Origin of the sequence: Sphingomonas yabuuchiae (genome assembly GCF_001477495.1) — a bacterium.
GTDB classification, from domain to species: domain Bacteria; phylum Pseudomonadota; class Alphaproteobacteria; order Sphingomonadales; family Sphingomonadaceae; genus Sphingomonas; species Sphingomonas yabuuchiae_A.
In genome coordinates, this window is sequence record NZ_LDTF01000029.1 from 14,694 (window position 1) to 35,675 (window position 20,982).

The window sequence follows — 20,982 nt, forward strand, 5'->3', positions numbered from 1 at the left end:
CGGGCTTTAACGGTACGGCGCATCGGCGGCAAGGTTCGCCGCGATCGCGCTTTCCCAGCGGTCACCGTTATCGAGCAACTTCGACTTGTCGTAGATCAGCTCTTCGCGGGTCTCGGTCGAAAATTCGAAGTTCGGACCCTCGACGATGGCATCGACCGGGCAAGCCTCCTGGCACAGCCCGCAATAGATGCACTTGGTCATGTCGATGTCGTAGCGCGTCGTGCGGCGGCTGCCGTCGTCGCGGGGTTCCGCCTCGATCGTGATCGCCTGGGCGGGGCAGATCGCCTCGCACAGCTTGCACGCGATGCACCGCTCCTCGCCATTGGGATAGCGACGCAGCGCGTGCTCACCCCGGAAGCGCGGAGAGATGGGGTTCTTCTCGAACGGATAGTTGATCGTCGCCTTCGGCTTGAAGAAGTAGCGAAGGGTCAGCGCATGGCCCTTCACGAACTCCCACAGCGTAAAAGCCTTGACGTACTGAGCGACGCTCATGCCGGAACTCCCACGCGCGCATACATCAGCACGCCAGACACCAAGAATACCCAGAACAGCGACACCGGCAGGAACACCTTCCAGCCCAGCCGCATCAGCTGGTCGTACCGGTAACGCGGTACGGTCGCCTTCACCCAGGAAAAGACGAAGAAGAAGAAGCACATCTTCAGCAGCAGCCAGACGATGCCCGGCACGACATAGAGCGGCGCCCAGTCGAACGGCGGCAGATAGCCACCCCAGAACAGGATCGCGTTCAGCGCGCACATTAGGATGACGTTGGCATATTCGCCCAGCCAGAACAGCGCGAACGACATCGAGCTGTATTCGGTCTGGTAACCCGCGACGAGCTCCGACTCCGCTTCGGTCAGGTCGAACGGCGCGCGCTGCGTCTCGGCCAGCGCCGAGATGAAGAACATCACCGCCATCGGGAAGAGCAGCGGGTTGAGGAAGAAGCCGTTGACCGGAATCCCCAGCACGCTCTTCTGCGCCTCGACGATGTCGGTCAGGTTGAAGCTGCCCGACCACATCACGACCGAGATCAGGATGAAGCCGATCGCGACTTCATAGGACACCATCTGCGCGGCCGCACGAAGCGCCGAGTAGAAGGGATATTTCGAGTTCGACGCCCAGCCCGACAGGATCACGCCGTACACACCCAGCGACGAGGCCGCGAGCACATAGAGCAGGCCGACATTGATGTTGGCGACGACCACGCCCGGCTGGAACGGCACCACCGCCCAGACGATCAGCGCGACCGTGAAGGTGATGATCGGCGCCAACAGGAACAGCCCGCGATTGGCGGCCGAGGGAACGATGGTTTCCTGAAGGAAGACCTTCAGGCCGTCGGCAAAGGACTGGAGCAGACCGAAGGGGCCGACCACGTTCGGACCCCGGCGCAGCGCCATCGCCGCCCAGATCTTGCGGTCGACATAGATGACCATTGCGACGGCCAGCATCAGCGGCAGCGCGATCGCCAGGATCCCGACCAACGTCGCGATCGTCCAGGCCCAGCCATAAGGAAGGCCGAGCGTCGTGTTGAAAAACGCGGTCACTCCGCTGCCTCCGCATAGCTCTCACCATGGACCAGTTCGGCCGAGCAGCGCTGCATCGTCGGGCTGGCGCGGCAGATCGCGTTGGTGAGGTAGAAGTCCTTGATCGGATAACCATCCATTGTGCCGGACGCGGTCGCGTTCAGCGACGGCGCGGCCCAGTCGAAGGTCACAAGGCCGACCTGGCCCAGCGCCGGAACCTCGGCCGCCATCGCGGCGCGCAGCTCTTCCAGCGTATCGAACGGCAGGGTCTGGCCGAGCACTTCGGACAGCGCGCGGAAGATCGTCCAGTCGTCGCGCGCGTCGCCCGGTGCGAACACCGCACGGTCGCCGCGCTGCACCCGGCCTTCCAGATTGACCCAGGTGCCCGACTTCTCGGCAAAGGTCGCGCCCGGCAGGATGACATCGGCGTGATGCGCACCCTTGTCGCCGTGATGGCCGACGAACACCTTGAAGCTGTTGCCGAACTTGGCGAAGTCGACCTCGTCGGCGCCCAGGAAGAAGGCGAGCTTCGGTGCGGCCGCGACCACGTCCGCGATGCCGCCCTTTTGCGCGTAACCGAGCATCAGACCGCCCATGCGCGCCGCCGCCATGTGAACGACATTATAACCGTTCCAGGCCGAACCGTCCTCCAGCGTGCGGACCAGATTGAACTGGTCGACCAGCTTCAGGCTCGCGCCGTGCGCGCCCTTCAGCGCCCCGCCACCGACGATCACCATCGGACGCGCAGCATTGCCGAACAGCTCGGTTACCGCCTCGGGCAGGTTGCCCAGTGCCGACAGGTCGGCGCCCAGCCACTCGACCTTGTAGGTCAGATCGGTTTCGGGGCCGATCGCGAAGACCTTGGCGCCCTTCTTGATCGCCTTGCGGATGCGGGTGTTCACCAGCGGCGCTTCCCAGCGCAGATTGGTGCCGATCAGCAGGATCGCATCGGCCTGCTCGACGCCCGCGATGGTCGTGTTGAAGTTGACGGCGGCCAGGCTCGACGTGTCATAGTCCATGCCGGTCTGACGACCTTCGAGCAGGGTCGAACCCATCTTGACCAGCAGCGCCTTGGCGGCGAACATCGTCTCGCAATCGACCAGATCGCCGGCGATCGCGGCCACGCTCGAACCCGCGTTCACGTCACGGATCGCGGCGAAAGCCTCGTCCCAGGTGGCGGGCACCAGCTTGCCGTCGCGGCGGATGAACGGACGGTCGAGGCGACGACGGACCAGACCGTCGATCGCGTGACGCGTCTTGTCGCTCGCCCACTCCTCGTTCACCTCGTCGTTGATGCGCGGCACGCAGCGCAGCACCTGGCGACCCCGGCTGTCGAGGCGGATATTGGTGCCGACCGCGTCCATCACGTCGATGGCGAGCGTCTTCTTCAGCTCCCACGGACGGGCCTCGAACGCATAGGGCTTGGACGTCAGCGCGCCCACCGGGCACAGGTCGACGACATTGCCCGACAGCTCGCTCGACACGGCCTGTTCGAGATACGATGTGATCTGCATATTCTCGCCGCGATAGATCGCGCCGATTTCCTCCACGCCCGCGACCTCTTCGGCGAAACGGACGCAGCGGGTGCACTGGATGCAGCGGGTCATGACCGTCTTGACGATCGGACCCATATATTTCTCGGTGACGGCCCGCTTGTTCTCGTCATAGCGGCTATGGCCCTTGCCATAGGCCATGGACTGATCCTGCAGATCGCACTCGCCGCCCTGATCGCAGATCGGGCAGTCCAGCGGGTGGTTGATGAGCAGGAATTCCATCACGCCTTCGCGCGCGGCCTTCACCATCGGGGTGGTGGTAAAGATTTCCTGATTGTCCGCCGCCGGAAGCGCGCAAGACGCCTGCGGCTTGGGGGGGCCAGGCTTCACCTCGACCAGGCACATGCGGCAATTGCCCGCGATGGACAGCCGCTCATGATAGCAGAAGCGCGGGATTTCCTTGCCCGCCAGCTCACAGGCCTGGAGCACAGTAGCGCCCTGCGGCACCTCGATCTCGACGCCGTCGACTTTGACCTTAGGCATTATTCGGCAGCTTCCATCATCGGGGCGTTGCCGCCCGTCTCGCCTTTGCGTTCGCGAATGCGGCGTTCCATCTCCGGGCGGAAGTGGCGGATCAGGCCCTGGATCGGCCAGGCCGCCGCGTCGCCCAGCGCGCAGATGGTGTGGCCTTCGACCTGCTTCGTCACCTGGAACAGCGTGTCGATCTCGGCCACATCGGCATCGCCGGTGCGCATCCGCTCCATCACGCGCCACATCCAGCCGGTGCCTTCACGGCACGGCGTGCACTGGCCGCAGCTCTCATGCTTGTAGAAATAGGACAGGCGGCTGATCGCGCGGACGATGTCGGTCGACTTGTCCATGACGATGACGGCCGCCGTGCCGAGGCCCGATCCGACCGCCTTCAGGCCGTCGAAATCCATCGGCGCGTCCATGATCTCGGCGGCGGGCACCAAAGGCACCGACGAACCGCCCGGGATCACCGCGAGCAGATTGTCCCAGCCGCCACGGATACCGCCGCAATGCTTCTCGATCAGCTCACGGAAGCTGATCGACATGCTTTCCTCGACCACGCAGGGGCGATCGACATGGCCGGAGATCTGGAAGAGCTTGGTGCCCTTGTTGTTCTCGCGCCCGAAGGACGAGAACCACTCGGCGCCGCGACGCAGGATCGTCGGCGCGACCGCGATCGACTCGACGTTGTTGACCGTCGTCGGGCAGCCATAAAGGCCCGCACCCGCCGGGAAAGGCGGCTTCAGGCGCGGCTGGCCCTTCTTGCCCTCCAAGCTTTCGATCATCGCGGTCTCTTCGCCGCAGATATAGGCGCCCGCACCACGATGGACGAAGACGTCGAAGTCATAGCCCGAGCCGCAGGCATTCTTGCCCAGGAAGCCCCGGTCATAGGCCTCGGCGACCGCCGCGAACAGCGTTTCGGCCTCGCGGATATATTCGCCGCGGATATAGATATAGGCCGCGCGCGCGCGCATCGCGAAGCCCGCGACCAGCGCACCCTCGATCAGCTTGTGCGGATCGTGGCGGATGATCTCGCGGTCCTTGCACGAACCAGGCTCGGACTCGTCGGCGTTGATGACCAGGAAGCTCGGCCGGTCGGGGCGCGGTTCCTTGGGCATGAAGCTCCACTTCATGCCGGTCGGGAAGCCCGCACCGCCGCGCCCGCGCAGACCCGACGCCTTGATGACGTCGATGATCTTGTCCTGGCCCAGCTCGAGCAGCGCCTTGGTATTGTCCCAATCGCCGCGCTTCATCGCCGCGTCGACGTTCCACGGCTGATAGCCGTAGAGATTGGTGAAAATGCGGTCCTTGTCAGCGAGCATTATGCGCCCCACTCCCCGCGATAGTCGTGATTGTCGCCGACCATGGCGGTCAGCGTGGTCGGACCGCCGATCGGCTCGACCGTGTGGCGACCCGGCTCCTGCGTGCCGGTCTTGGGGCTCTCGCCCCGCGCCAGCGCTTCCAGGATCGTGACCGTGCGGTCGTAATCCAGATCCTCGTAATTGTCGTCGTTGATCTGGACCATCGGTGCCGACGCACAATTGCCCATGCACTCGACTTCGGTCAGCGTGAACATGCCATCGGGCGTGGTCTTGCCCTTGATCAGACCCTTGTTCTTGCACGCCGCCAGCACATCGTCCGACCCGCGCAGCATGCACGGCGTCGTGCCGCACACCTGGACGTGATAGCGACCGACCGGCGCGAGGTTGAACATCGTGTAGAAGGTCGCGACCTCGTAGATGCGCATGTACGCGACACCCAGCTGACGCGCGACGAACTCGATCACCGGAACCGGCAGCCAGCCTTGCGTCTGCGTCTCGGCACCCACCTGGCGCTGGGCCAGATCGAGGAACGGGATCGAGCAGGACTGTTCGCGGCCCTTCGGATAGCGCGCGAGGATCTCGTTCGCCTTCTTCTGGTTCTCGTCGGTCCAGGCGAAATTGCCCCAGCGGGCGCGGACTTCCGCCTCGTCGGGGATGTTGGGTGCGTCAGCCATTAGCGGTCACATTCACCAAAAACGATGTCCATCGCGCCCAGGATCGCGGTCGTGTCGGCCAGCATATGCCCCTTGGACATGAATTCCATGGCCTGGAGGTGGCTGAACGCCGTCGGGCGGATCTTGCAGCGATAGGGTTTGTTCGATCCGTCGGAGACGAGATACACGCCGAATTCCCCCTTGGGGCTTTCGGTCGCGACATACACCTCACCGGCGGGGACGTGATACCCCTCGGTATAGAGCTTGAAGTGGTGGATCAGCGCTTCCATCGAGCGCTTCATCTCGGCGCGCTTGGGCGGCGTGACCTTGCGGTCGGTGGCGAGCACCGGACCTTCGGGCATCTGCGCCAGGCACTGCTTCATGATCCGGGCCGACTGGCGCACTTCCTCGACGCGCACCATGAACCGGTCATAGCAGTCGCCGCTGGTGCCCACCGGCACGTCGAAATCCACTTTGTCATAGGCGTCATAGGGCTGCGACTTGCGCAGGTCCCACGGAATGCCCGAGCCGCGGATCATCGGGCCCGAGAAGCCCCACTTGATCGCGTCCTCGCGATTCACCACCGCGATGTCGACATTGCGCTGCTTGAAGATGCGGTTGTTGGCGACGAGGCCGATCGCATCCTCGAACAGCTGCGGCAGGCGCGTGTCGAGCCAGTCGGCGATATCGGTCAGCAGCTTGAGCGGCACGTCTTGGTGGACGCCGCCTACACGGAAATAATTCGCATGCATGCGCGCGCCCGAGGCCCGCTCATAGAAGTTCATGCAGTCTTCGCGAATCTCGAACAGCCACAGGTTTGGCGTCATCGCGCCGACGTCCATGACGTGGCTGCCGATGTTGAGCATGTGGTTCGAAATGCGCGTCAGCTCGGCGAAGAACGTCCGCAGATACTGCGCCCGCAGCGGCACTTCCAGGTCGAGCAGCTTCTCGACCGCCAGCACGAAGCTGTGCTCCATGCACATCGGCGAACAATAATCGAGGCGATCGAAATAAGGCAGCGCCTGCGAATAGGTCTTGTATTCGATCAGCTTTTCGGTGCCGCGATGCAGCAGGCCGACATGCGGATCGACGCGCTCGACGATCTCGCCGTCCAGCTCCATGACAAGGCGAAGCACGCCGTGGGCCGCCGGATGCTGCGGGCCGAAGTTGATCGTATAGTTCTGGATCGACACGTCGCCCGTGGTCGGGTCAACGGCGTCCGTCTTGTGGAGCAGTTCGTCGACGTAGTCGCTCACTGATTCTGTCCTCCGCCCTTGCCCGGCACGACGTCCGGGTCCTGGGGCTTACCTTCGGCCTTGTTGCCCGGATGCGGTTCGCCTGCGCCCGTCTGCTTGGGGCTTTCGGTGGTCTTGGTCTCGGCCGTCTGCGACGGCGCAACCTTGTCCGGCGCGGCGTCGGCCTTCTTCACCGCATCCGCACTGGCTGGGGTCTGTGCGCCCTTGCCCTGCGGCTGTGATCCCTTCTCGTCGCCCGGAAGGACATATTCAGCGCCTTCCCACGGGCTCTGGAAGTCGAAGTTGCGGAAGTCCTGCGCCAGCTTCACCGGCTCATAGACGACGCGCTTTTCCTCTTCCGAGTACCGCAACTCGGTATAACCGGTCAGCGGGAAGTCCTTGCGCAGCGGATGGCCGCGGAAGCCATAGTCGGTCAGGATGCGACGCAGGTCGCTATTGCCCGAGAACAGCACGCCGTACAGGTCATAGACCTCACGCTCCAGCCAACCGGCGACCGGCCACAGCCCCGTCACCGACGGAACCGGCTTGTCCTCGTCGGTCGAGACATGGACGTGCAGGCGGTGGTTGCGGGTCAGCGAGAGCAGGCAATAGACCACCTCGAAACGCTCGTCGCGCTCGGGGTAATCAACGCCCGCAATCTCCATCAGCTGCTGATATTCCAGCCCCTTGGTATCGCGCAGCGCGATCATCGCCGGGACCAGGTTCGCCCGTTCGACGACCAGCGCAACCTCACCGACATGCTCGCGCGCGTCGAGCAACCACGGGCCGAGCACAGCGCGAGCCGCATCGATCACGCCGTCATTGGCGGCATAACGGGGAGCAGGCGCCCTCACCGTTCGATGCTCCCGGCGCGGCGGATCTTCCGCTGCAACTGCATCACGCCATACAGCAGCGCTTCGGCAGTCGGCGGGCAACCGGGGACATAGATGTCCACGGGCACGATCCGGTCACAGCCGCGCACCACCGAATAGCTGTAATGGTAATAGCCGCCGCCATTGGCGCAGCTGCCCATCGAGATGACGTATTTCGGGTTCGACATTTGGTCGTACACACGACGCAGCGCCGGGGCCATCTTGTTGCACAGCGTGCCCGCGACGATCATCACGTCCGACTGGCGCGGCGACGCACGCGGCGCGGCACCGAAGCGCTCCAGATCGTAACGCGGCATGTTCACGTGGATCATCTCCACCGCGCAGCATGCCAGACCGAAGGTCATCCACCAGAGCGAGCCGGTGCGCGCCCATTGGAACAGCTCCTCGGTCGAGGTGACGAGGAAGCCCTTGTCGGTCAGCTCACCGTTGAGCCCGTCGAAAAAGCCCTGATCGGGCTGAATGACGGCTTGGCCATCATGGGCGAGTCCGCCATGGGCCTGCGGCTTGAACTCAACCGGACCGGAGTGAAGATTTACTCCCAATCCAACGCTCCCTTCTTCCACGCATAGACGAGACCCAGCGCGAGCTCGCCGATGAAGATCATCATCGAAAACCAGGCGGTCCAGCCGAGGCTGAAGACGCTGACCGCCCAGGGGTACAGAAACGCCGCTTCCAGATCGAAGATGATGAACAGGATGGCGACGAGGTAGAAACGCACGTCGAACTGGCTGCGCGGGTCTTCGAACGCGGGGAAGCCGCACTCATATTCGGACAGCTTCTGCTCGTTGGGCTTATGGGCACCGGTCAGGCGCGCCACGAGCATCGGCAGAAACACGAAGGCCGTCGACAGAACCAGGGCAACGCCCAGGAACAGGAGGATCGGCAGATATTGCGACAGATCGACCAAGTTTTTCTCTCGCAGATGCGGAACTGGATGCGATGGCTTTAGGCCGATGGGTCGGCCGGAGCAAGCCAGCGAAGGCATGAGAATGAATCGCAAGTGAACGCCGCCACCAGCCACCATCCTCGTATTTTCACATGGTAATTCAGCAGCTTGAACGCAAGAGGCAGGACCCCTTGCGTTCAAATCTCGCCAAATTCTTAACGCAGCGCGTTGGCCAGCAGCTTGTGCAGCTTGGAATGCAGGCCCTCGTTTGCCGCGAGATACTCGCCGCGGTCGAGCGACTTGTCGCTGCCGCGGAAGTCGCTGACGAAACCGCCCGCTTCGCGCACCAGCAGCATGCCCGCCGCCGCGTCCCAGGGCTTCAGGCCCGACTCCCAGAAGCCGTCATAGCGGCCCGCCGCGACCCAGGCGAGGTCGAGCGCGGCCGAGCCGAAGCGGCGGATACCGGCAACCTGCGGCGCGATCGCACCGAAAATGCGGCTCCACTGGACGAAATCGCCATGCCCCAGGAACGGGATGCCGGTGGCGATCAGCGCCTCCGACAGGTCGCGGCGCGACGACACGCGGAGGCGGCCGTCCTGCAACCATGCGCCCCGGCCCTTTTCGGCCCAGAAGCTCTCGTCGGTCAGCGGCTGATAGATCAGGCCCGTCGTCACCTCGCGCTTGCCGTTCGCCAGCGGCTCCTCGACCGCGATCGAGATGGCGAAGTGCGGGATGCCGTGCAGGAAGTTCGAGGTGCCGTCGAGCGGATCGATGATGAAGCGCGGCTTGGACGGATCGCCCTTGATCTCGCCGCCCTCCTCCATGAGGAAGTTCCAGTCGGGACGCGCCTTCTTCAATTCCTCGAAGACGGTTTCCTCGGCGCGCTTGTCGGCCATCGACACGAAGTCGGCGGGACCCTTGCGGCTGACCTGGAGGTGCTGAACCTCGTTGAAGTCGCGGCGGAGCCGCGGGGCGGCCTTGCGCGCGGCGCGTTCCATGATGGTGAGAAGCCCGGAGTGCGAGGCCATGATCGTCCTTTCGATCGCGCCGCTGCTTGCCCAGGGCGCTCCAATTGAAAAGGCCCGCCGCGAACGACGGGCCGGTACGGCGGATGACGGGGTCGCGCTCAGGTCGCGCCGGTCATCCGCCGATCGTGCTTAGTCCGCGCGGCGGACGTAGGTCTGTTCGTACACGTCGACGACGATGCGCGTTCCGCTCGCGATGTGCGGCGGCACCATCACGCGGACGCCATTGTCGAGGATGGCGGGCTTGTATGAGGACGAGGCGGTCTGCCCCTTCACCACGGCGTCGGCCTCGACGATGGTCGCTTCGATCTGGTCGGGAAGCTGGACCGAGATCGGCTTTTCCTCGTGCAATTCCATCACGACGTCCATGCCGTCCTGCAGGAACGCGGCGGCATCGCCCAGCAGGTCGCGCGGCAGCGTGATCTGCTCATAGGTTTCCTTGTCCATGAAGGTCAGGTCGTCGCCTTCCGCGAACAGGAACTGGAAGTCCTTGGTATCCAGGCGGACGCGTTCAACCGTCTCGGCGGAGCGGAAGCGGACATTGGTCTTGCGGCCGTCGATGAGGTTCTTCATTTCGACCTGCATATACGCACCGCCCTTGCCGGGCTGGGTGTGCTGAATCTTCACGGCGCGCCAGATGCCGCCTTCATACTCGATGATGTTGCCGGGACGAATGTCCACGCCGCTGATCTTCATGGGTCTTCAACCTGCTGGAAAGAGCGAAGGACACCGGCGCGACACACGCGACCCGGCCTCCTGTGTCGGCCGCTTTAACGCGAAGCGGTCTTTCCGGCAAGCAGCGGATAGGGGTCGACCGGCTCGCCCTGATACCAACGGTCCCCGGCGCGCATCCAGCTGACCGCGAAATGCAGATGGGTGTTGCCCGCTCCCGCATTGCCGCTGTCGCCGACATAACCGACGACCTGACCCTGGCGGACCTGCTGCCCTTCGGCCAGGCCCAGCGCATAGCCCTTGAGATGCGCATAATAGAGCATCCAGCGGCGATCGGGTGAGCGGATATAAATGGTATGGCCGCCGCGATCGCTGTCGAACAGCTTCTCGACCGTACCGGACAAGGCGGCGACAACCGGCGTTCCGCCCGGCGCCATCAGGTCGAGCCCCTGATGCTTGCGCTGGCCACCCTCGCGCGGATCACCCCAATCGTGACGCATCGAGGAAACCGGATAATTGGCGATGGGCATGGCCAGCGATGCCGAACTGCCCGCCGCCGCCTGTCTGGCGGGAGCCGCGACATCCGGCACCACGACTTCGCCGGGGCCAAAGGACAGCATCGACAGGAAACCACCGACCGCAATCACGATCAGGCCCAGCATCACCCAACCGAAACGTGACAGCGGCCCCCTGCCCCCGCCACGCCTCATTGCGTCGGTACCGATGGCGCGCCGACGACAGCCTGCCGTGACGTGGCGCCGTGCAGACCATCGGATGCCGGATGGGTGCCGACCGCGACCAGCGCCATGGCCACGCCGCCGATTAAGGCGATTGCCAGTCTCTTCACGCCCGCTCCTTAACCCGTGGATCGATCACAGGTTAAACGCGGCGGCCCGACGCTTGTTTCCTAAGCGGAACGGATGCGCCGGGGAAAGGCTCAGCCCAGCAGTTCGGCAAAGGCCTTGATCGCGGCCGCCTCGTCGCCGTTCCAAACCGCGCCTGAGACCGCCAGAAAGTCCGCCCCCGCCTTGACCAGCGGCGCGGCATTGGCGGGCGTGATCCCGCCGATCGCGACGCAGGGCAGTTCGAACAGGGCCGACCACCAGGAAAGGACGACCGGCTCGGGCCGATGCTTGGTTTCCTTGGTCGTGGTCGGGTAGAAGGCACCGAATGCCACATAGTCGGCGCCCGCTTCGCCCGCTTCCATCGCCAGGTGGCGGCTGTCGTGGCAGGTCACGCCGATCTGCACCGTGGGTCCGAGCAGGTCGCGCGCCTCGCGGGCGTCGCCGTCTTCCTGGCCCAAATGAACGCCGTCTGCGCCCAGCCGCTTGGCCAGGCTGATGCTGTCATTGACGATGAAGGCGACCTCGCGGTCGGCGCAGATACGCTGGAGCGGCTCGGCCAGCTTGGCGGCGGCGTGCTGGTCCATGTCCTTGACGCGAAACTGGAAGGCCGCGACCGGCCCGGCATCCAGCGTGCGGGCCAGGCGGTCGGCGAAACCGCCGGTCACGTCGAGCGGCGAGATCAGATAGAGCTGGCAGGGCGGGCGCCGCACGTCGCGGGTGAAGGCCGCCGCGAAATTGGGGTCGAGGGGGCCCAGGGGATCGTCTTCAAGCGTCATGCCCCTCCCCTAGCGCCTGACGCGGCCTCCGTCACCTCTTTGGCGCGACGGTGGAATGGGCGTCCCGGTTCCCCAACCGGAACGCCCAACCCTAGCAAGAACTTATTCTTCGTTCTTGTAGATCGCGATCAGCTTGTCGAGCATCGCCAGCGCCTCGTCACGCGGACGCTGGAAGGTGTTGCGGCCGATGATCGAGCCATTGCCGCCACCGTCGCGAATGTCGCGCGCGTCCTGATAGACGGCATCGGCGCCCTTGGCGGCACCGCCCGAGAAGACGACGATGCGGCGGCCCGCAAAGCTCGACTGGACGACGTGGCGCACGCGGTCGGCCTGGTTGGACCAGTCGGTGCCCTCATAGACCTTCTTGGCCTCGGCCTGTTCGATATGGTCGCTGGGCAGCTTCACCTTGATGATGTGCGCGCCGAGCAGCGCGGCCATGTGCGCGGCATAGGCGCCGACGTCGAGCGCCAGCTCGCCGTCCTTGGTCAGCTTGCCGCCGCGCGGATAGCTCCAGATGACGGTGGCGAGGCCCGCCTCGCGCGCTTCGGCCGACAGGATCGCGATCTGGTCCATCGCGTCGAAAATGCCGTCCGAGCCCGGATAGATGGTAAAGCCGATCGCCGCGCAACCCAGCCGCACCGCATCCTGCACGCTGCCCGTCACGGCCTGGGTGATCGAGGTGCCCCAGCTGTTCGAGCTGTTGATCTTCAGGATGGTCGGGATCTGGCCCGCAAAGGTGTCGGCTCCGGCTTCCAGCATGCCCAGCGGCGCGGCATAGGCCGACAGCCCGGCATCGATCGCCAGCTGGAAATGGTAATGCGGGTCATAGGCGGGCGGGTTGACCGCGAAGCTGCGCGCCGGGCCGTGCTCGAACCCCTGATCGACCGGCAGGATGATTAGCTTGCCGGTGCCGCCCAGCTTGCCCTGCATCAGGATGCGGGCCAGGTTCGCCTTCACCGCGGCGGGCGTGCCTTCATATTTGTCGAGAATGGCCTTCACGGTCGGGGTCATCATGTCTCTCCAGATTGGTGTCGGGCTGTAAAAGGGTCAGAGCATCAGCCAGCGGCGCAGCGCCTGATCGACCTGCTCCATTCGGGTGGGGGAAGCATGGCCGATGACTTTGACGATATGATTGCGGGGGATGGACAAGATCTTGTCCACCTGCACCTCGCACTCGACGGTCAGGCCGGTATGCTCGCGCGGGGAAAAGGCGACGCGGAACAGCGCCTCGCCGCCGACGACCGAGGTCATCGGGCAGACGGTGATGGTGTTGTGCGTCTCGTTATACAGGTCCGACTGGACGACCAGGAACGGGCGATGGTCGCCCCCCTCCCCGTTCGTGGCGAGCACGATGGCGGCATGGGCGATCGTCATGCGTCACCCTCCTTGGCCAGCGCGTTCCAGAAGGCGAAATCCTCGGGCGTGTCGCGCTTCGACGCGCGGGTCGACTGGCGGCGCGCCTCGCGGCGATACGCCTCGTCATGCAGATCGACATAGCGGCGCACCGCTTCGCGCGCGATGTCGCTCTTGCTGCGCCCCTGCGTGCGCGCGACGGCCGCCAGCCGCTCTTCCAATTCGGTATCGAGGCGGACGCCGAGCATGGCCACTCCCTTTGTTTAACGCGTTTAACCTAGCAAGTCCGATGCGGCGGATCAAGGGGCTGCCTGACCAATTCCTCCGCCCAAGAAAAAACCCCGCCGCCTGTCCGGCGACGGGGTCATTCTCTTTGGCCGGATGGCCGATCCGTCAGGCGGTCAGCGCCGCGACGCCGGGCAGGTCCTGCCCTTCCATCCATTCCAGGAACGCGCCGCCCGCCGTCGAGACGAAGGTGAACTGCGTGCCCACACCCGCCTGGTTGAGCGCGGCGACGGTATCGCCGCCACCCGCGACCGAGACGAGGCTGCCGTCCTGGGTCAGTGCCGCCGCCGTCTTCGCCAGTGCGACGGTCGCCATGTCGAAGGGCGGCGTCTCGAACGCGCCGAGCGGGCCGTTCCAGACCAGGGTGCGGCAGTTCTTCAATACGTCGCCCAGCGCCTCGACGGCATTGGGGCCGAGGTCGAGGATCATCTCGTCGGCGCCCACTTCGTGGACGTTGACGGTGCGCGTCTCGGGATTCGGCTTGAACTCCTTGGCCACCACCACGTCATAGGGCAGGTGCACGGTGCAGCCCGCCTTGTCGGCGGCGTCGAGGATTTCCTCGGCGGTGCCGGTCAGGTCATGCTCGCACAGCGACTTGCCCACATCGACGCCGCGCGCGGCGAGGAAGGTGTTGGCCATGCCGCCGCCGATGATCAGGTGATCGACCTTTCCGACCAGATGCTTGAGAACCGCGAGCTTGGTCGAGACCTTGGCGCCGCCGACAACAGCCGCGACCGGATGCTCGGGGTTGCCCAGCGCCTTTTCCAGCGCGTCGAGTTCGGCCTCCATGGCCCGGCCGGCGAACGCCGGGAGGATGCGAGCCAGACCCTCGGTCGAAACGTGCGCGCGGTGCGCGGCCGAGAAGGCGTCGTTGACATAGAGGTCGCCCAGCTTGGCGATCTGCGCCGCCAGTTCGGCGTCGTTCTTTTCCTCACCCGCATGGAAGCGCGTGTTTTCCAGGATCGCGATATCGCCGGGGTTAAGCGTCGCGACCGCTGCTTCCGCCGCCTCGCCCGCCACGTCATCGATGAAACGCACCGGACGGCCCAGCACGTCACCATAAGGCTGGGTCAGCATCGCCAGCGAGAATTCGGGGTTACGCTGCCCCTTCGGACGGCCGAAATGGGCCAAAATCAGGACGATCGCGCCCTTGTCGGCCAGTTCGGTCACCGTCGCGATCGTCGCGCGCAGGCGGGTGTCGTCGGTGACGCGGCCATCGGCCATCGGCACGTTCAGATCCTCGCGGACCAGCACGCGCTTGCCCTGGACATCGCCCATATCGTCGAGCGTCTTGAAGGCCTTGGTCATGATTCCTCGATCCTGATGTTATCGCCGATACGGATCGTGCCGCCCTCGATCACGCGGGTGCATACGCCGCCGCGCCAGTCGGAGGTCAGGGCCGCGCGCAATCCGTCGGCGATCGCGTCCATGCGGTGGCACGGATCGCATTCCATGGTGATTTCCAGAAGGACGGGCCCGACGCGCAAGCGGGTGCCCGGAATTTGGGGAAGGTCGAAATCCTCGACCAGCAGGTTCGCACGGCGCTCCTGCCAGGGGATGTCCCGGCCGATCTCGGCCAGCGCCGCGTCCCAGTCGGCCCGCTCGATCAACGTCACCTGACGCCGCCCGCGACCGCCGGGCTTGACCCGCCCGCGAACATCGCCTTCCACGCCGCCGTCCAGGGTGACGATGGCGGTGTCGATCACCGCCATCGGCCCCTTCGGCACGGCATGGCGGGCGATGCCGGCCAGACGCCCGGTCATCGCCCGCCCGTCGCTCATCAGAGGAACTTCGCCATCGCGGTCGCGGTGTCGACCATGCGGTTCGAGAAGCCCCATTCATTGTCGTACCAGGACACGACGCGCACCAGCTTGCCGTCGATCACCGCCGTCTCCAGGCTGTCGACGGTCGAGGACTGCGGCGAGTGCATCAGGTCGATCGAGACCAGCGGCTCGTCGGTATAGACCAGCACGCCCTTCAGCGCCTCGCTCTCCGATGCCGCCTTCAGGATCGCGTTGACCTCTTCCTTGGTCGTGTCGCGCGCGGGCGTGAAGGTCAGGTCGACCAGGCTGACGTCCGGGGTCGGCACGCGGATGGCCGAGCCGTCCAGCTTGCCCTTCAGTTCCGGCAGAACCTCACCCACCGCACGGGCAGCGCCGGTGGTGGTCGGGATCATCGACATGGCGGCAGCGCGGGCGCGACGCAGGTCGGGGTGGATCTGGTCGAGGATCTTCTGGTCGTTGGTATAGGCGTGGACCGTGGTCATCAGGCCGCGCTCGATCCCGATCGCGTCGTTCAGCACCTTGGCGACCGGCGCCAGGCAGTTGGTGGTGCACGAGGCGTTCGACACGATGGTGTGGTCGGCGGTCAGCTTGTCATGGTTGACGCCGTACACGACGGTCAGGTCGACATTCTTGCCGGGGGCCGAGATCAGCACCTTCTTGGCACCCGCCGCGATGTGCTTTTCGCACGACGCCTTGTCGGTGAAGAAGCCGGTGCACTCCAGGACCAGGTCGACGCCCAGTTCCTTGTGCGGCAGGTTGGCCGGATCGCGCTCGGCGGTGACGCGGATACGCTTGCCGTCGATCACGATGTCGTTACCCTCGGCCGAGACTTCACCCGGATAGCGGCCATGGATGCTGTCGCGGCTGAACAGCCAGGCGTTCGACTTGGCGTCGGCGAGATCGTTGATCGCGACGAGTTCCAGCCCGCCCTCGCCACGCTCGAGGATCGCGCGCGCCACCAGGCGACCGATGCGGCCGAAACCGTTGATTGCAACCTTGACCGTCATGCCAGCAAGCTCCTGTCTTTTGCGGGCCGTGCCATGGACGGCACCGCCCCCGGTTGGATGGAAATCGTTTCGACGATTCCACCGTTCGCGCCACGCCTTTCGGAGCCGCGCGGGTGTCTGTCAACCGCCCGAGCGCCCCCGATCGTCCAATTCCGGGTTGCCGCGTGAGACCAGCCTGCTAAGCCCCTTTCATGCCCGAACCCATTGCCGACGACGTCCTTTCCTCCGTCGAACGGATCGACCGCGCCATCGCCCGCATCGAAGGGGCGATCCGAAACCGCGCCGCCAAGGAAGACGCGCTTGCCCGCCGTCACGCCGCGCTGAAGGCGCGCATGGCCGAGGCGGTGACCGCGCTCGACGATGTCATCAGCCGGGGGAGCGTCGCCTGATGGCCGAAGTGACGATCCAGGTCGGCGACCGCCCGCACACCGTCTACTGCCAGGATGGCGGCGAGGCACGCGTCCGCATGCTGGGCCAGATGCTCGACCAGCGCTGGTCTGCGGCGCTGCGCGCCTCGGGTGGCCATAACGGCGAACGGGCGCTGTTGTTCGTTTCGCTGATGCTGGCCGACGCGCTGGAAGAGGCGGAACGACGCCCGCCCGCCGGCGCGGCGGTCAGCGAGGCCGCGCTCGCCCGCATCGCCGAGCGGCTGGAAGGCCTGGCCGACGCCCTCGATGAGGAAAGCCGGCCTTGAGTAAAGCGGAGCCCTCGCCTACATGGGTCGGCGGCGGGCTCTGCCCGGTACGAGCCACGATAATCCCTGAGGCTATTCTTCATCCAAGGGGGCTGTCCCTGCCCGGACCCTGGTCCGACGTACATGGTCCCCACCTGACGTATTGGGCGTCAGTGGATATTACGGCAAACGGCCATGGCGGTCCCGCCACCCGCTCCCTTCTAACATGATCGACAAGCGCGCCCTACGCGCCCGGATGCGGGCGGTGCGCGATGCGCATGGCCCCGGCCTGCTGCCGGTGGCGCGGCCCTTTCTGGACCGCCTGCTCCCCCATCAGGTCATCGCGGCCTATCGCCCCCTGGGGGCGGAAGCGGACCCGGCCCTGTGGGTCGAGGCGGCGCTGCACGCCGGGGCGACGATCGCCCTGCCCCATGTCACCGACCGCGCCAGCCCGATCCGCTTCCTGACATGGGCCGAAGGCGAGGACCTGAGCGTCGGCGCCTTCGGACTGCATCAGCCAGCGCCCGATGCGCCCGAATGCCGCCCCGATATCATCCTGACGCCCCTGGTCGGCTTCGACCGGCGCGGAAATCGGCTGGGACAGGGCGCAGGGCATTATGACCGCGCGTTTGCGGCCAACCCTGACGCGTGGCGCGTCGGCCTCGCCTGGGGTGTGCAGGAGGTCGAGGAACTGGTGCCCGACAGCTGGGACGTGCCGCTCCACGCCATCGCCACCGAATCGGAATGGATCACCCCATGACCCCCAGTTGGCGCAAACCCGCCGGTATGCTGCTGATCGTCGCGATCATCATTGTCTGGGCTTTGCTGGTCGCCAGCCTGTCCGGCGTGGTCGGGCAATGGCACTGGGTGCTGCAACTGGCATTCTATGTCCTGGCGGGGATCGTGTGGATCACGCCGATGAAGCCGCTGCTACGCTGGATGGAGGGGGGACGGGGTTAGGATTTCGCTTGGCCTTCGACATCGCTCAGGCTGAACGGCTGCCGGGGCGTTTGGCCAACGACAAGGGAAAAGCCCTCACTCCGTTCAGCCGGAGCGAAGTCGAAGGCCACGCCGCAACGCTCGCCGAACATGAAAATGTCTGAAAACAAAAGCGCCATCCCGAAGGATGGCGCGAGTGACGGGGCTCGAACCCGCGACCTCCGGCGTGACAGGCCGGCGCTCTAACCAACTGAGCTACACCCGCTTGAAAGCCATGTAATGCCAACCAGGATCGGCATCGGCCCCATGTGGGGATTTCGATATTTTCAGCCATTCTCCTAAGAGGATGGCGCGAGTGACGGGGCTCGAACCCGCGACCTCCGGCGTGACAGGCCGGCGCTCTAACCAACTGAGCTACACCCGCTGAAAGCGTCGAGGCGCGCCAACTAGGCGAGCGTTCCGGACCTGTCAACGCATCATTTCATTTTTCTTGCGGAACGTCCTCCGGGTCGGTGTCGCGGTCGAGATGGGTGAGGGTTCCATGCTCGAACAGGAAGCCTGCGATGTCGGGCTTTCCGGCGGCTTTCAGGACCGTCTGCAGGATGATCAGCAGCGGCACGGCCAACAGCGCGCCCGTGGTGCCCCAGACCCATCCCCAGAAGCTCAGCGAGACCAGGATGAGCACCGGACTGATGGTCAGGCGATGCCCGACGATCAGCGGGGTGATCAGGTTCGCCTCGATCAGGTGCATCCCGTACATGATGGCGGGCGGGGCCAGCGCGACCCAGATGTCGCTGAACGTCATGAGGCCGCCGACCGCCAGCAGCATCGCGCCGATCACCGGCCCGAAATAGGGGATGTAGTTGAGCAGCGCGACGATGCCGCCCCACATCAGCGGATAGGGCATGCCGAACAGCGACAGCGCCCCCGCCACCGCGCCCCCCAGCGCCAGGTTGATGATGGTGATGGTGCCCAGATAGGCCGAAACGTCGTCCACGACCTCCTGGATCACCCGCGCGGTCGCCATCGCGCCGTCGAAACTGGTCCGCCCGCGAATCGTCTCACGGCGCATCCGGGTCCAGCCCGACAGCACGAAGAAGACGACGAGCACGCCGAACAGGAACTGGACGATCAACCCCGGTGCCGAGGTCGCCGCCAGTTCCAGGATCGAGCTGGGGGGCGAGACGGCGGCGGTCTGCGGCTGGCGGATCGGGGTGGAGGCGACCTGGCGCAGCGCCTTGTTCACATAGCGCTCGAGGCTGGAGTAGAGATCGAGCAGCGGCGCCAGATTGTCCTGGATCCGCCCGATCCGGCTGGGCAGCAGGCGGAAGAAATCGGTCGCGGGCACGATGATCGCGGCCAGCGCGATATTCGCGACGATCAGGAACAGGAGAACGCACATCAGCGCCGCCAGGGCCGAGGGCACGCGTCGCCGTTCCAGCCATTCGAGGATCGGGACCAACGCGATCGCGATGACCAGCGCGGTCGTCAGGGGAAGGAAGAATTCCGCCCCCTCGCGCAGCGCGAAGGGCAAGGCGAGAATGAACCCCGCCCCCGCCGTCAGGGTCAGCCCGGCGAGCAGCCGGTCGCGGCGCATCGCGATCCGCACCGCATCGCGCGGCCCCATGCCCAATGGCGTTCCCAGGATCGAATCACCGGCGGGAAAGGCCTTGTCGACCAGTTCGTCTTGCGCGTCACTCATGACAGCCACGTTAGCGGCTTTCCGGACGCAGGAAAGCCGCTAACGCCGCGTTTGCATGACGTTTATGTCATGTCGGAAAAGATACCGCCTTACCAGGCGCGGGGGATACCGCCGGTCCGCTCGGCCACCGCATTTTCGATCGACTGGAGCTGGGTGCGGCTGAGCACTCCGGCTTCCATCAGGTGACGCATCAGTTCCTCGGTCAGCGCCGCCAGAAAGTGCAGCTCGGCACGCTCCGAGGTGCCGTCTTCGTTCAAACCGTCCATCGCCTTCTCCCAGCCAGATCGTTATTACTCTGTGTAGCGAGCACCCCTATGGCGTAAAAGCCTTTTCCGGTGAGGCCACGGGACAGGCGATTGTTGACGTTTACGTCAACGTGCAGCATCACGCCGGGCATGGATCACACCCCCCGCCCCCGTTTCACCGCCGAACAGCTGGCCCAGGGTCTCGTCGCTTTGCTGGATGTCGAGGAGATCGACACCGACCTGTATCGCGGCGCACGACGTCCCGGCGGCGAGGGGCGCGTCTTCGGCGGACAGGTCATCGCCCAGGCGTTGCAGGCGGCGCAGCGATCGACCGAGGCCCCCAAGGTGGCACACTCGCTGCACGCCTATTTCATGCGGCCGGGCGATGAGCGGTTCCCGATCACCTACCGCGTGGAACGCGATTTCGAGGGGCGCAGCTTCGCGACGCGCCGCGTGATCGCGATGCAGAAGGGCAAGCCGATCCTGAACCTCGCCTGCTCGTTCCAGACGCCCGAGGAGGGGATGCACCATCAGGATGCGATGCCCGAGGTCCCCGCGCCGGAAACCCTGCCCTCCGAACGGGAATTGCTGGACAGTCTGGGCGAACAGGTGCCCGCCCCCATCCGCGCTTTCCTTGAACGGCCGCGCCCCATCGAACTGCGGACGGTCGATCCCCGTCAGCTGCTCGCGCCCGAACCGCGTGAGCCCGCCCAGGCGATCTGGTTCCGGCTGGTCGCGCCGATCGGGGACGATCCGGCGTTGCACCGGGCGATCCTGGCCTATGCCAGCGATTTCGCGCTGCTCGGCACCTCGACGCTGCCGCACGGGATCAACTGGCTGATCCACGACATGCAGACCGCCAGCCTCGACCATGCGCTATGGCTGCATGAGCCGTTCCGGGCGGACGAATGGCTGCTCTACACGACCGACAGCCCCTGGGCGGGCCATGCGCGCGGGTTCAACCGGGGCCGTATCTTCGCCGCGGATGGCCGTCTGGTCGCCAGCGTCGCGCAAGAGGGCCTGATCCGGCTGCGCAACGCCTCTCGCCTTGAGGCCTGACCGGACATACCGCTTTTTGGAGAGCCCCGCCCATTTCACCAACTTCCAACGGGAAAGCGGTGAAATGACAGTGACGGTTAA

Annotated in this window: 28 protein-coding genes and 2 tRNA genes; 6 read left to right on the plus strand and 24 right to left on the minus strand. The window is 65.3% G+C overall.

Annotation, left to right across the window (positions count from 1 at the left end):
• Window positions 1-6: 6 nt before the first annotated feature.
• The 20 genes from nuoI to gap all read right to left on the minus strand — a co-directional run bounded on the left by nuoI (window position 7) and on the right by gap (window position 16,283).
• Complete coding sequence (nuoI, locus tag NS355_RS07170; RefSeq protein WP_042483186.1) at window positions 7-492, minus strand: NADH-quinone oxidoreductase subunit NuoI; 486 nt, start codon at window positions 490-492, stop codon at window positions 7-9.
• Complete coding sequence (gene nuoH, locus NS355_RS07175; protein WP_056438094.1) at window positions 489-1,544, minus strand: NADH-quinone oxidoreductase subunit NuoH; 1,056 nt, start codon at window positions 1,542-1,544, stop codon at window positions 489-491. The genes nuoI and nuoH overlap by 4 nt, the downstream gene beginning before the upstream one ends.
• Window positions 1,541-3,559, minus strand: coding sequence for an NADH-quinone oxidoreductase subunit NuoG (nuoG, locus tag NS355_RS07180; RefSeq protein WP_058745083.1), 2,019 nt, complete (start codon window positions 3,557-3,559; stop codon window positions 1,541-1,543). Before nuoG ends, nuoH begins: the two co-directional genes overlap by 4 nt.
• Complete coding sequence (nuoF, locus tag NS355_RS07185) at window positions 3,559-4,869, minus strand: NADH-quinone oxidoreductase subunit NuoF (protein ID WP_058745084.1); 1,311 nt, start codon at window positions 4,867-4,869, stop codon at window positions 3,559-3,561. Before nuoF ends, nuoG begins: the two co-directional genes overlap by 1 nt.
• Entirely contained in the window at window positions 4,869-5,543 is a 675-nt protein-coding gene (locus NS355_RS07190) for a complex I 24 kDa subunit family protein (RefSeq protein WP_056438103.1), read from the minus strand. Before NS355_RS07190 ends, nuoF begins: the two co-directional genes overlap by 1 nt.
• The gene (locus NS355_RS07195; protein ID WP_058745085.1) at window positions 5,543-6,778 is read right to left on the minus strand and encodes an NADH-quinone oxidoreductase subunit D; all 1,236 of its coding nucleotides are present in this window, start codon (window positions 6,776-6,778) and stop codon (window positions 5,543-5,545) included. Before NS355_RS07195 ends, NS355_RS07190 begins: the two co-directional genes overlap by 1 nt.
• On the minus strand, window positions 6,775-7,611 hold the full coding sequence (locus NS355_RS07200; RefSeq protein WP_058745086.1) for an NADH-quinone oxidoreductase subunit C: 837 nt from the start codon (window positions 7,609-7,611) through the stop codon (window positions 6,775-6,777). The genes NS355_RS07195 and NS355_RS07200 overlap by 4 nt, the downstream gene beginning before the upstream one ends.
• Window positions 7,608-8,192, minus strand: a complete 585-nt coding sequence (locus tag NS355_RS07205; RefSeq protein ID WP_206378809.1) for a NuoB/complex I 20 kDa subunit family protein — start codon at window positions 8,190-8,192, stop codon at window positions 7,608-7,610. Before NS355_RS07205 ends, NS355_RS07200 begins: the two co-directional genes overlap by 4 nt.
• Window positions 8,183-8,557 (minus strand): NADH-quinone oxidoreductase subunit A, encoded by a 375-nt coding sequence (gene ndhC / locus NS355_RS07210; protein WP_056438114.1) that lies wholly within the window; start codon window positions 8,555-8,557, stop codon window positions 8,183-8,185. The genes NS355_RS07205 and ndhC overlap by 10 nt, the downstream gene beginning before the upstream one ends.
• Window positions 8,558-8,751: 194 nt before the next feature.
• Complete coding sequence (locus tag NS355_RS07215) at window positions 8,752-9,564, minus strand: inositol monophosphatase family protein (RefSeq protein ID WP_007404243.1); 813 nt, start codon at window positions 9,562-9,564, stop codon at window positions 8,752-8,754.
• Window positions 9,565-9,693: 129 nt separating this feature from the next.
• The gene (gene efp / locus NS355_RS07220; protein WP_058716349.1) at window positions 9,694-10,257 is read right to left on the minus strand and encodes an elongation factor P; all 564 of its coding nucleotides are present in this window, start codon (window positions 10,255-10,257) and stop codon (window positions 9,694-9,696) included.
• Between the two features lie 74 nt (window positions 10,258-10,331).
• Entirely contained in the window at window positions 10,332-10,895 is a 564-nt protein-coding gene (locus tag NS355_RS07225; RefSeq protein WP_244489587.1) for a M23 family metallopeptidase, read from the minus strand.
• Window positions 10,896-10,939: 44 nt separating this feature from the next.
• On the minus strand, window positions 10,940-11,080 hold the full coding sequence (locus NS355_RS18955; protein WP_167345422.1) for a hypothetical protein: 141 nt from the start codon (window positions 11,078-11,080) through the stop codon (window positions 10,940-10,942).
• A gap of 90 nt (window positions 11,081-11,170) precedes the next feature.
• Window positions 11,171-11,854, minus strand: coding sequence for a thiamine phosphate synthase (thiE, locus tag NS355_RS07230; RefSeq protein ID WP_058745087.1), 684 nt, complete (start codon window positions 11,852-11,854; stop codon window positions 11,171-11,173).
• A 102-nt stretch (window positions 11,855-11,956) separates the two neighbouring features.
• On the minus strand, window positions 11,957-12,865 hold the full coding sequence (locus tag NS355_RS07235) for a class I fructose-bisphosphate aldolase (RefSeq protein ID WP_056438469.1): 909 nt from the start codon (window positions 12,863-12,865) through the stop codon (window positions 11,957-11,959).
• Window positions 12,866-12,901: 36 nt separating this feature from the next.
• The gene (locus NS355_RS07240) at window positions 12,902-13,228 is read right to left on the minus strand and encodes a type II toxin-antitoxin system PemK/MazF family toxin (RefSeq protein WP_058716345.1); all 327 of its coding nucleotides are present in this window, start codon (window positions 13,226-13,228) and stop codon (window positions 12,902-12,904) included.
• Window positions 13,225-13,455 carry a type II toxin-antitoxin system RelB family antitoxin gene (gene relB, locus NS355_RS07245; RefSeq protein ID WP_058733351.1) on the minus strand — a complete coding sequence of 77 codons (231 nt, stop codon included), beginning with the start codon at window positions 13,453-13,455 and terminating at the stop codon, window positions 13,225-13,227. The genes NS355_RS07240 and relB overlap by 4 nt, the downstream gene beginning before the upstream one ends.
• Before the next feature lie 145 nt (window positions 13,456-13,600).
• Window positions 13,601-14,800, minus strand: coding sequence for a phosphoglycerate kinase (locus tag NS355_RS07250; RefSeq protein ID WP_058745088.1), 1,200 nt, complete (start codon window positions 14,798-14,800; stop codon window positions 13,601-13,603).
• The gene (locus NS355_RS07255) at window positions 14,797-15,273 is read right to left on the minus strand and encodes an MOSC domain-containing protein (protein WP_209445034.1); all 477 of its coding nucleotides are present in this window, start codon (window positions 15,271-15,273) and stop codon (window positions 14,797-14,799) included. The genes NS355_RS07250 and NS355_RS07255 overlap by 4 nt, the downstream gene beginning before the upstream one ends.
• The gene (gap, locus tag NS355_RS07260; RefSeq protein WP_058745089.1) at window positions 15,273-16,283 is read right to left on the minus strand and encodes a type I glyceraldehyde-3-phosphate dehydrogenase; all 1,011 of its coding nucleotides are present in this window, start codon (window positions 16,281-16,283) and stop codon (window positions 15,273-15,275) included. The genes NS355_RS07255 and gap overlap by 1 nt, the downstream gene beginning before the upstream one ends.
• Before the next feature lie 191 nt (window positions 16,284-16,474).
• On the opposite strand from gap, the gene NS355_RS07265 reads away from it, so the two are divergent.
• The 5 genes from NS355_RS07265 (at window position 16,475) to NS355_RS19400 (ending at window position 18,059) form a co-directional block, all read left to right on the plus strand.
• Window positions 16,475-16,672: a hypothetical protein gene (locus NS355_RS07265; protein WP_058745090.1), complete on the plus strand. Its 198-nt coding sequence runs from the start codon at window positions 16,475-16,477 to the stop codon at window positions 16,670-16,672.
• Window positions 16,672-16,977 carry a cell division protein ZapA gene (locus NS355_RS07270; protein ID WP_056438138.1) on the plus strand — a complete coding sequence of 102 codons (306 nt, stop codon included), beginning with the start codon at window positions 16,672-16,674 and terminating at the stop codon, window positions 16,975-16,977. Before NS355_RS07265 ends, NS355_RS07270 begins: the two co-directional genes overlap by 1 nt.
• A 205-nt stretch (window positions 16,978-17,182) precedes the next feature.
• Entirely contained in the window at window positions 17,183-17,716 is a 534-nt protein-coding gene (locus NS355_RS07275) for a 5-formyltetrahydrofolate cyclo-ligase (protein WP_058745091.1), read from the plus strand.
• Window positions 17,713-17,916 carry a DUF2842 domain-containing protein gene (locus tag NS355_RS07280; RefSeq protein WP_058745092.1) on the plus strand — a complete coding sequence of 68 codons (204 nt, stop codon included), beginning with the start codon at window positions 17,713-17,715 and terminating at the stop codon, window positions 17,914-17,916. The genes NS355_RS07275 and NS355_RS07280 overlap by 4 nt, the downstream gene beginning before the upstream one ends.
• An 8-nt stretch (window positions 17,917-17,924) precedes the next feature.
• Window positions 17,925-18,059: a hypothetical protein gene (locus NS355_RS19400; RefSeq protein WP_275934715.1), complete on the plus strand. Its 135-nt coding sequence runs from the start codon at window positions 17,925-17,927 to the stop codon at window positions 18,057-18,059.
• A gap of 24 nt (window positions 18,060-18,083) precedes the next feature.
• Here NS355_RS19400 and NS355_RS07285 read toward each other — a convergent pair.
• From NS355_RS07285 to NS355_RS18960, 4 genes are all read right to left on the minus strand, one after another.
• A tRNA-Asp gene (locus NS355_RS07285) sits at window positions 18,084-18,160 on the minus strand.
• An 82-nt stretch (window positions 18,161-18,242) separates the two neighbouring features.
• Window positions 18,243-18,319: transfer RNA gene (locus tag NS355_RS07290), tRNA-Asp, on the minus strand.
• Window positions 18,320-18,376: 57 nt separating this feature from the next.
• Window positions 18,377-19,522, minus strand: a complete 1,146-nt coding sequence (locus NS355_RS07295; protein ID WP_244489592.1) for an AI-2E family transporter — start codon at window positions 19,520-19,522, stop codon at window positions 18,377-18,379.
• Window positions 19,523-19,686: 164 nt separating this feature from the next.
• Window positions 19,687-19,863 carry a hypothetical protein gene (locus NS355_RS18960; protein WP_167334663.1) on the minus strand — a complete coding sequence of 59 codons (177 nt, stop codon included), beginning with the start codon at window positions 19,861-19,863 and terminating at the stop codon, window positions 19,687-19,689.
• A 129-nt stretch (window positions 19,864-19,992) separates the two neighbouring features.
• On the opposite strand from NS355_RS18960, the gene NS355_RS07300 reads away from it, so the two are divergent.
• Window positions 19,993-20,901, plus strand: coding sequence for an acyl-CoA thioesterase (locus tag NS355_RS07300; RefSeq protein WP_058745094.1), 909 nt, complete (start codon window positions 19,993-19,995; stop codon window positions 20,899-20,901).
• Window positions 20,902-20,982 lie beyond the last annotated feature (81 nt).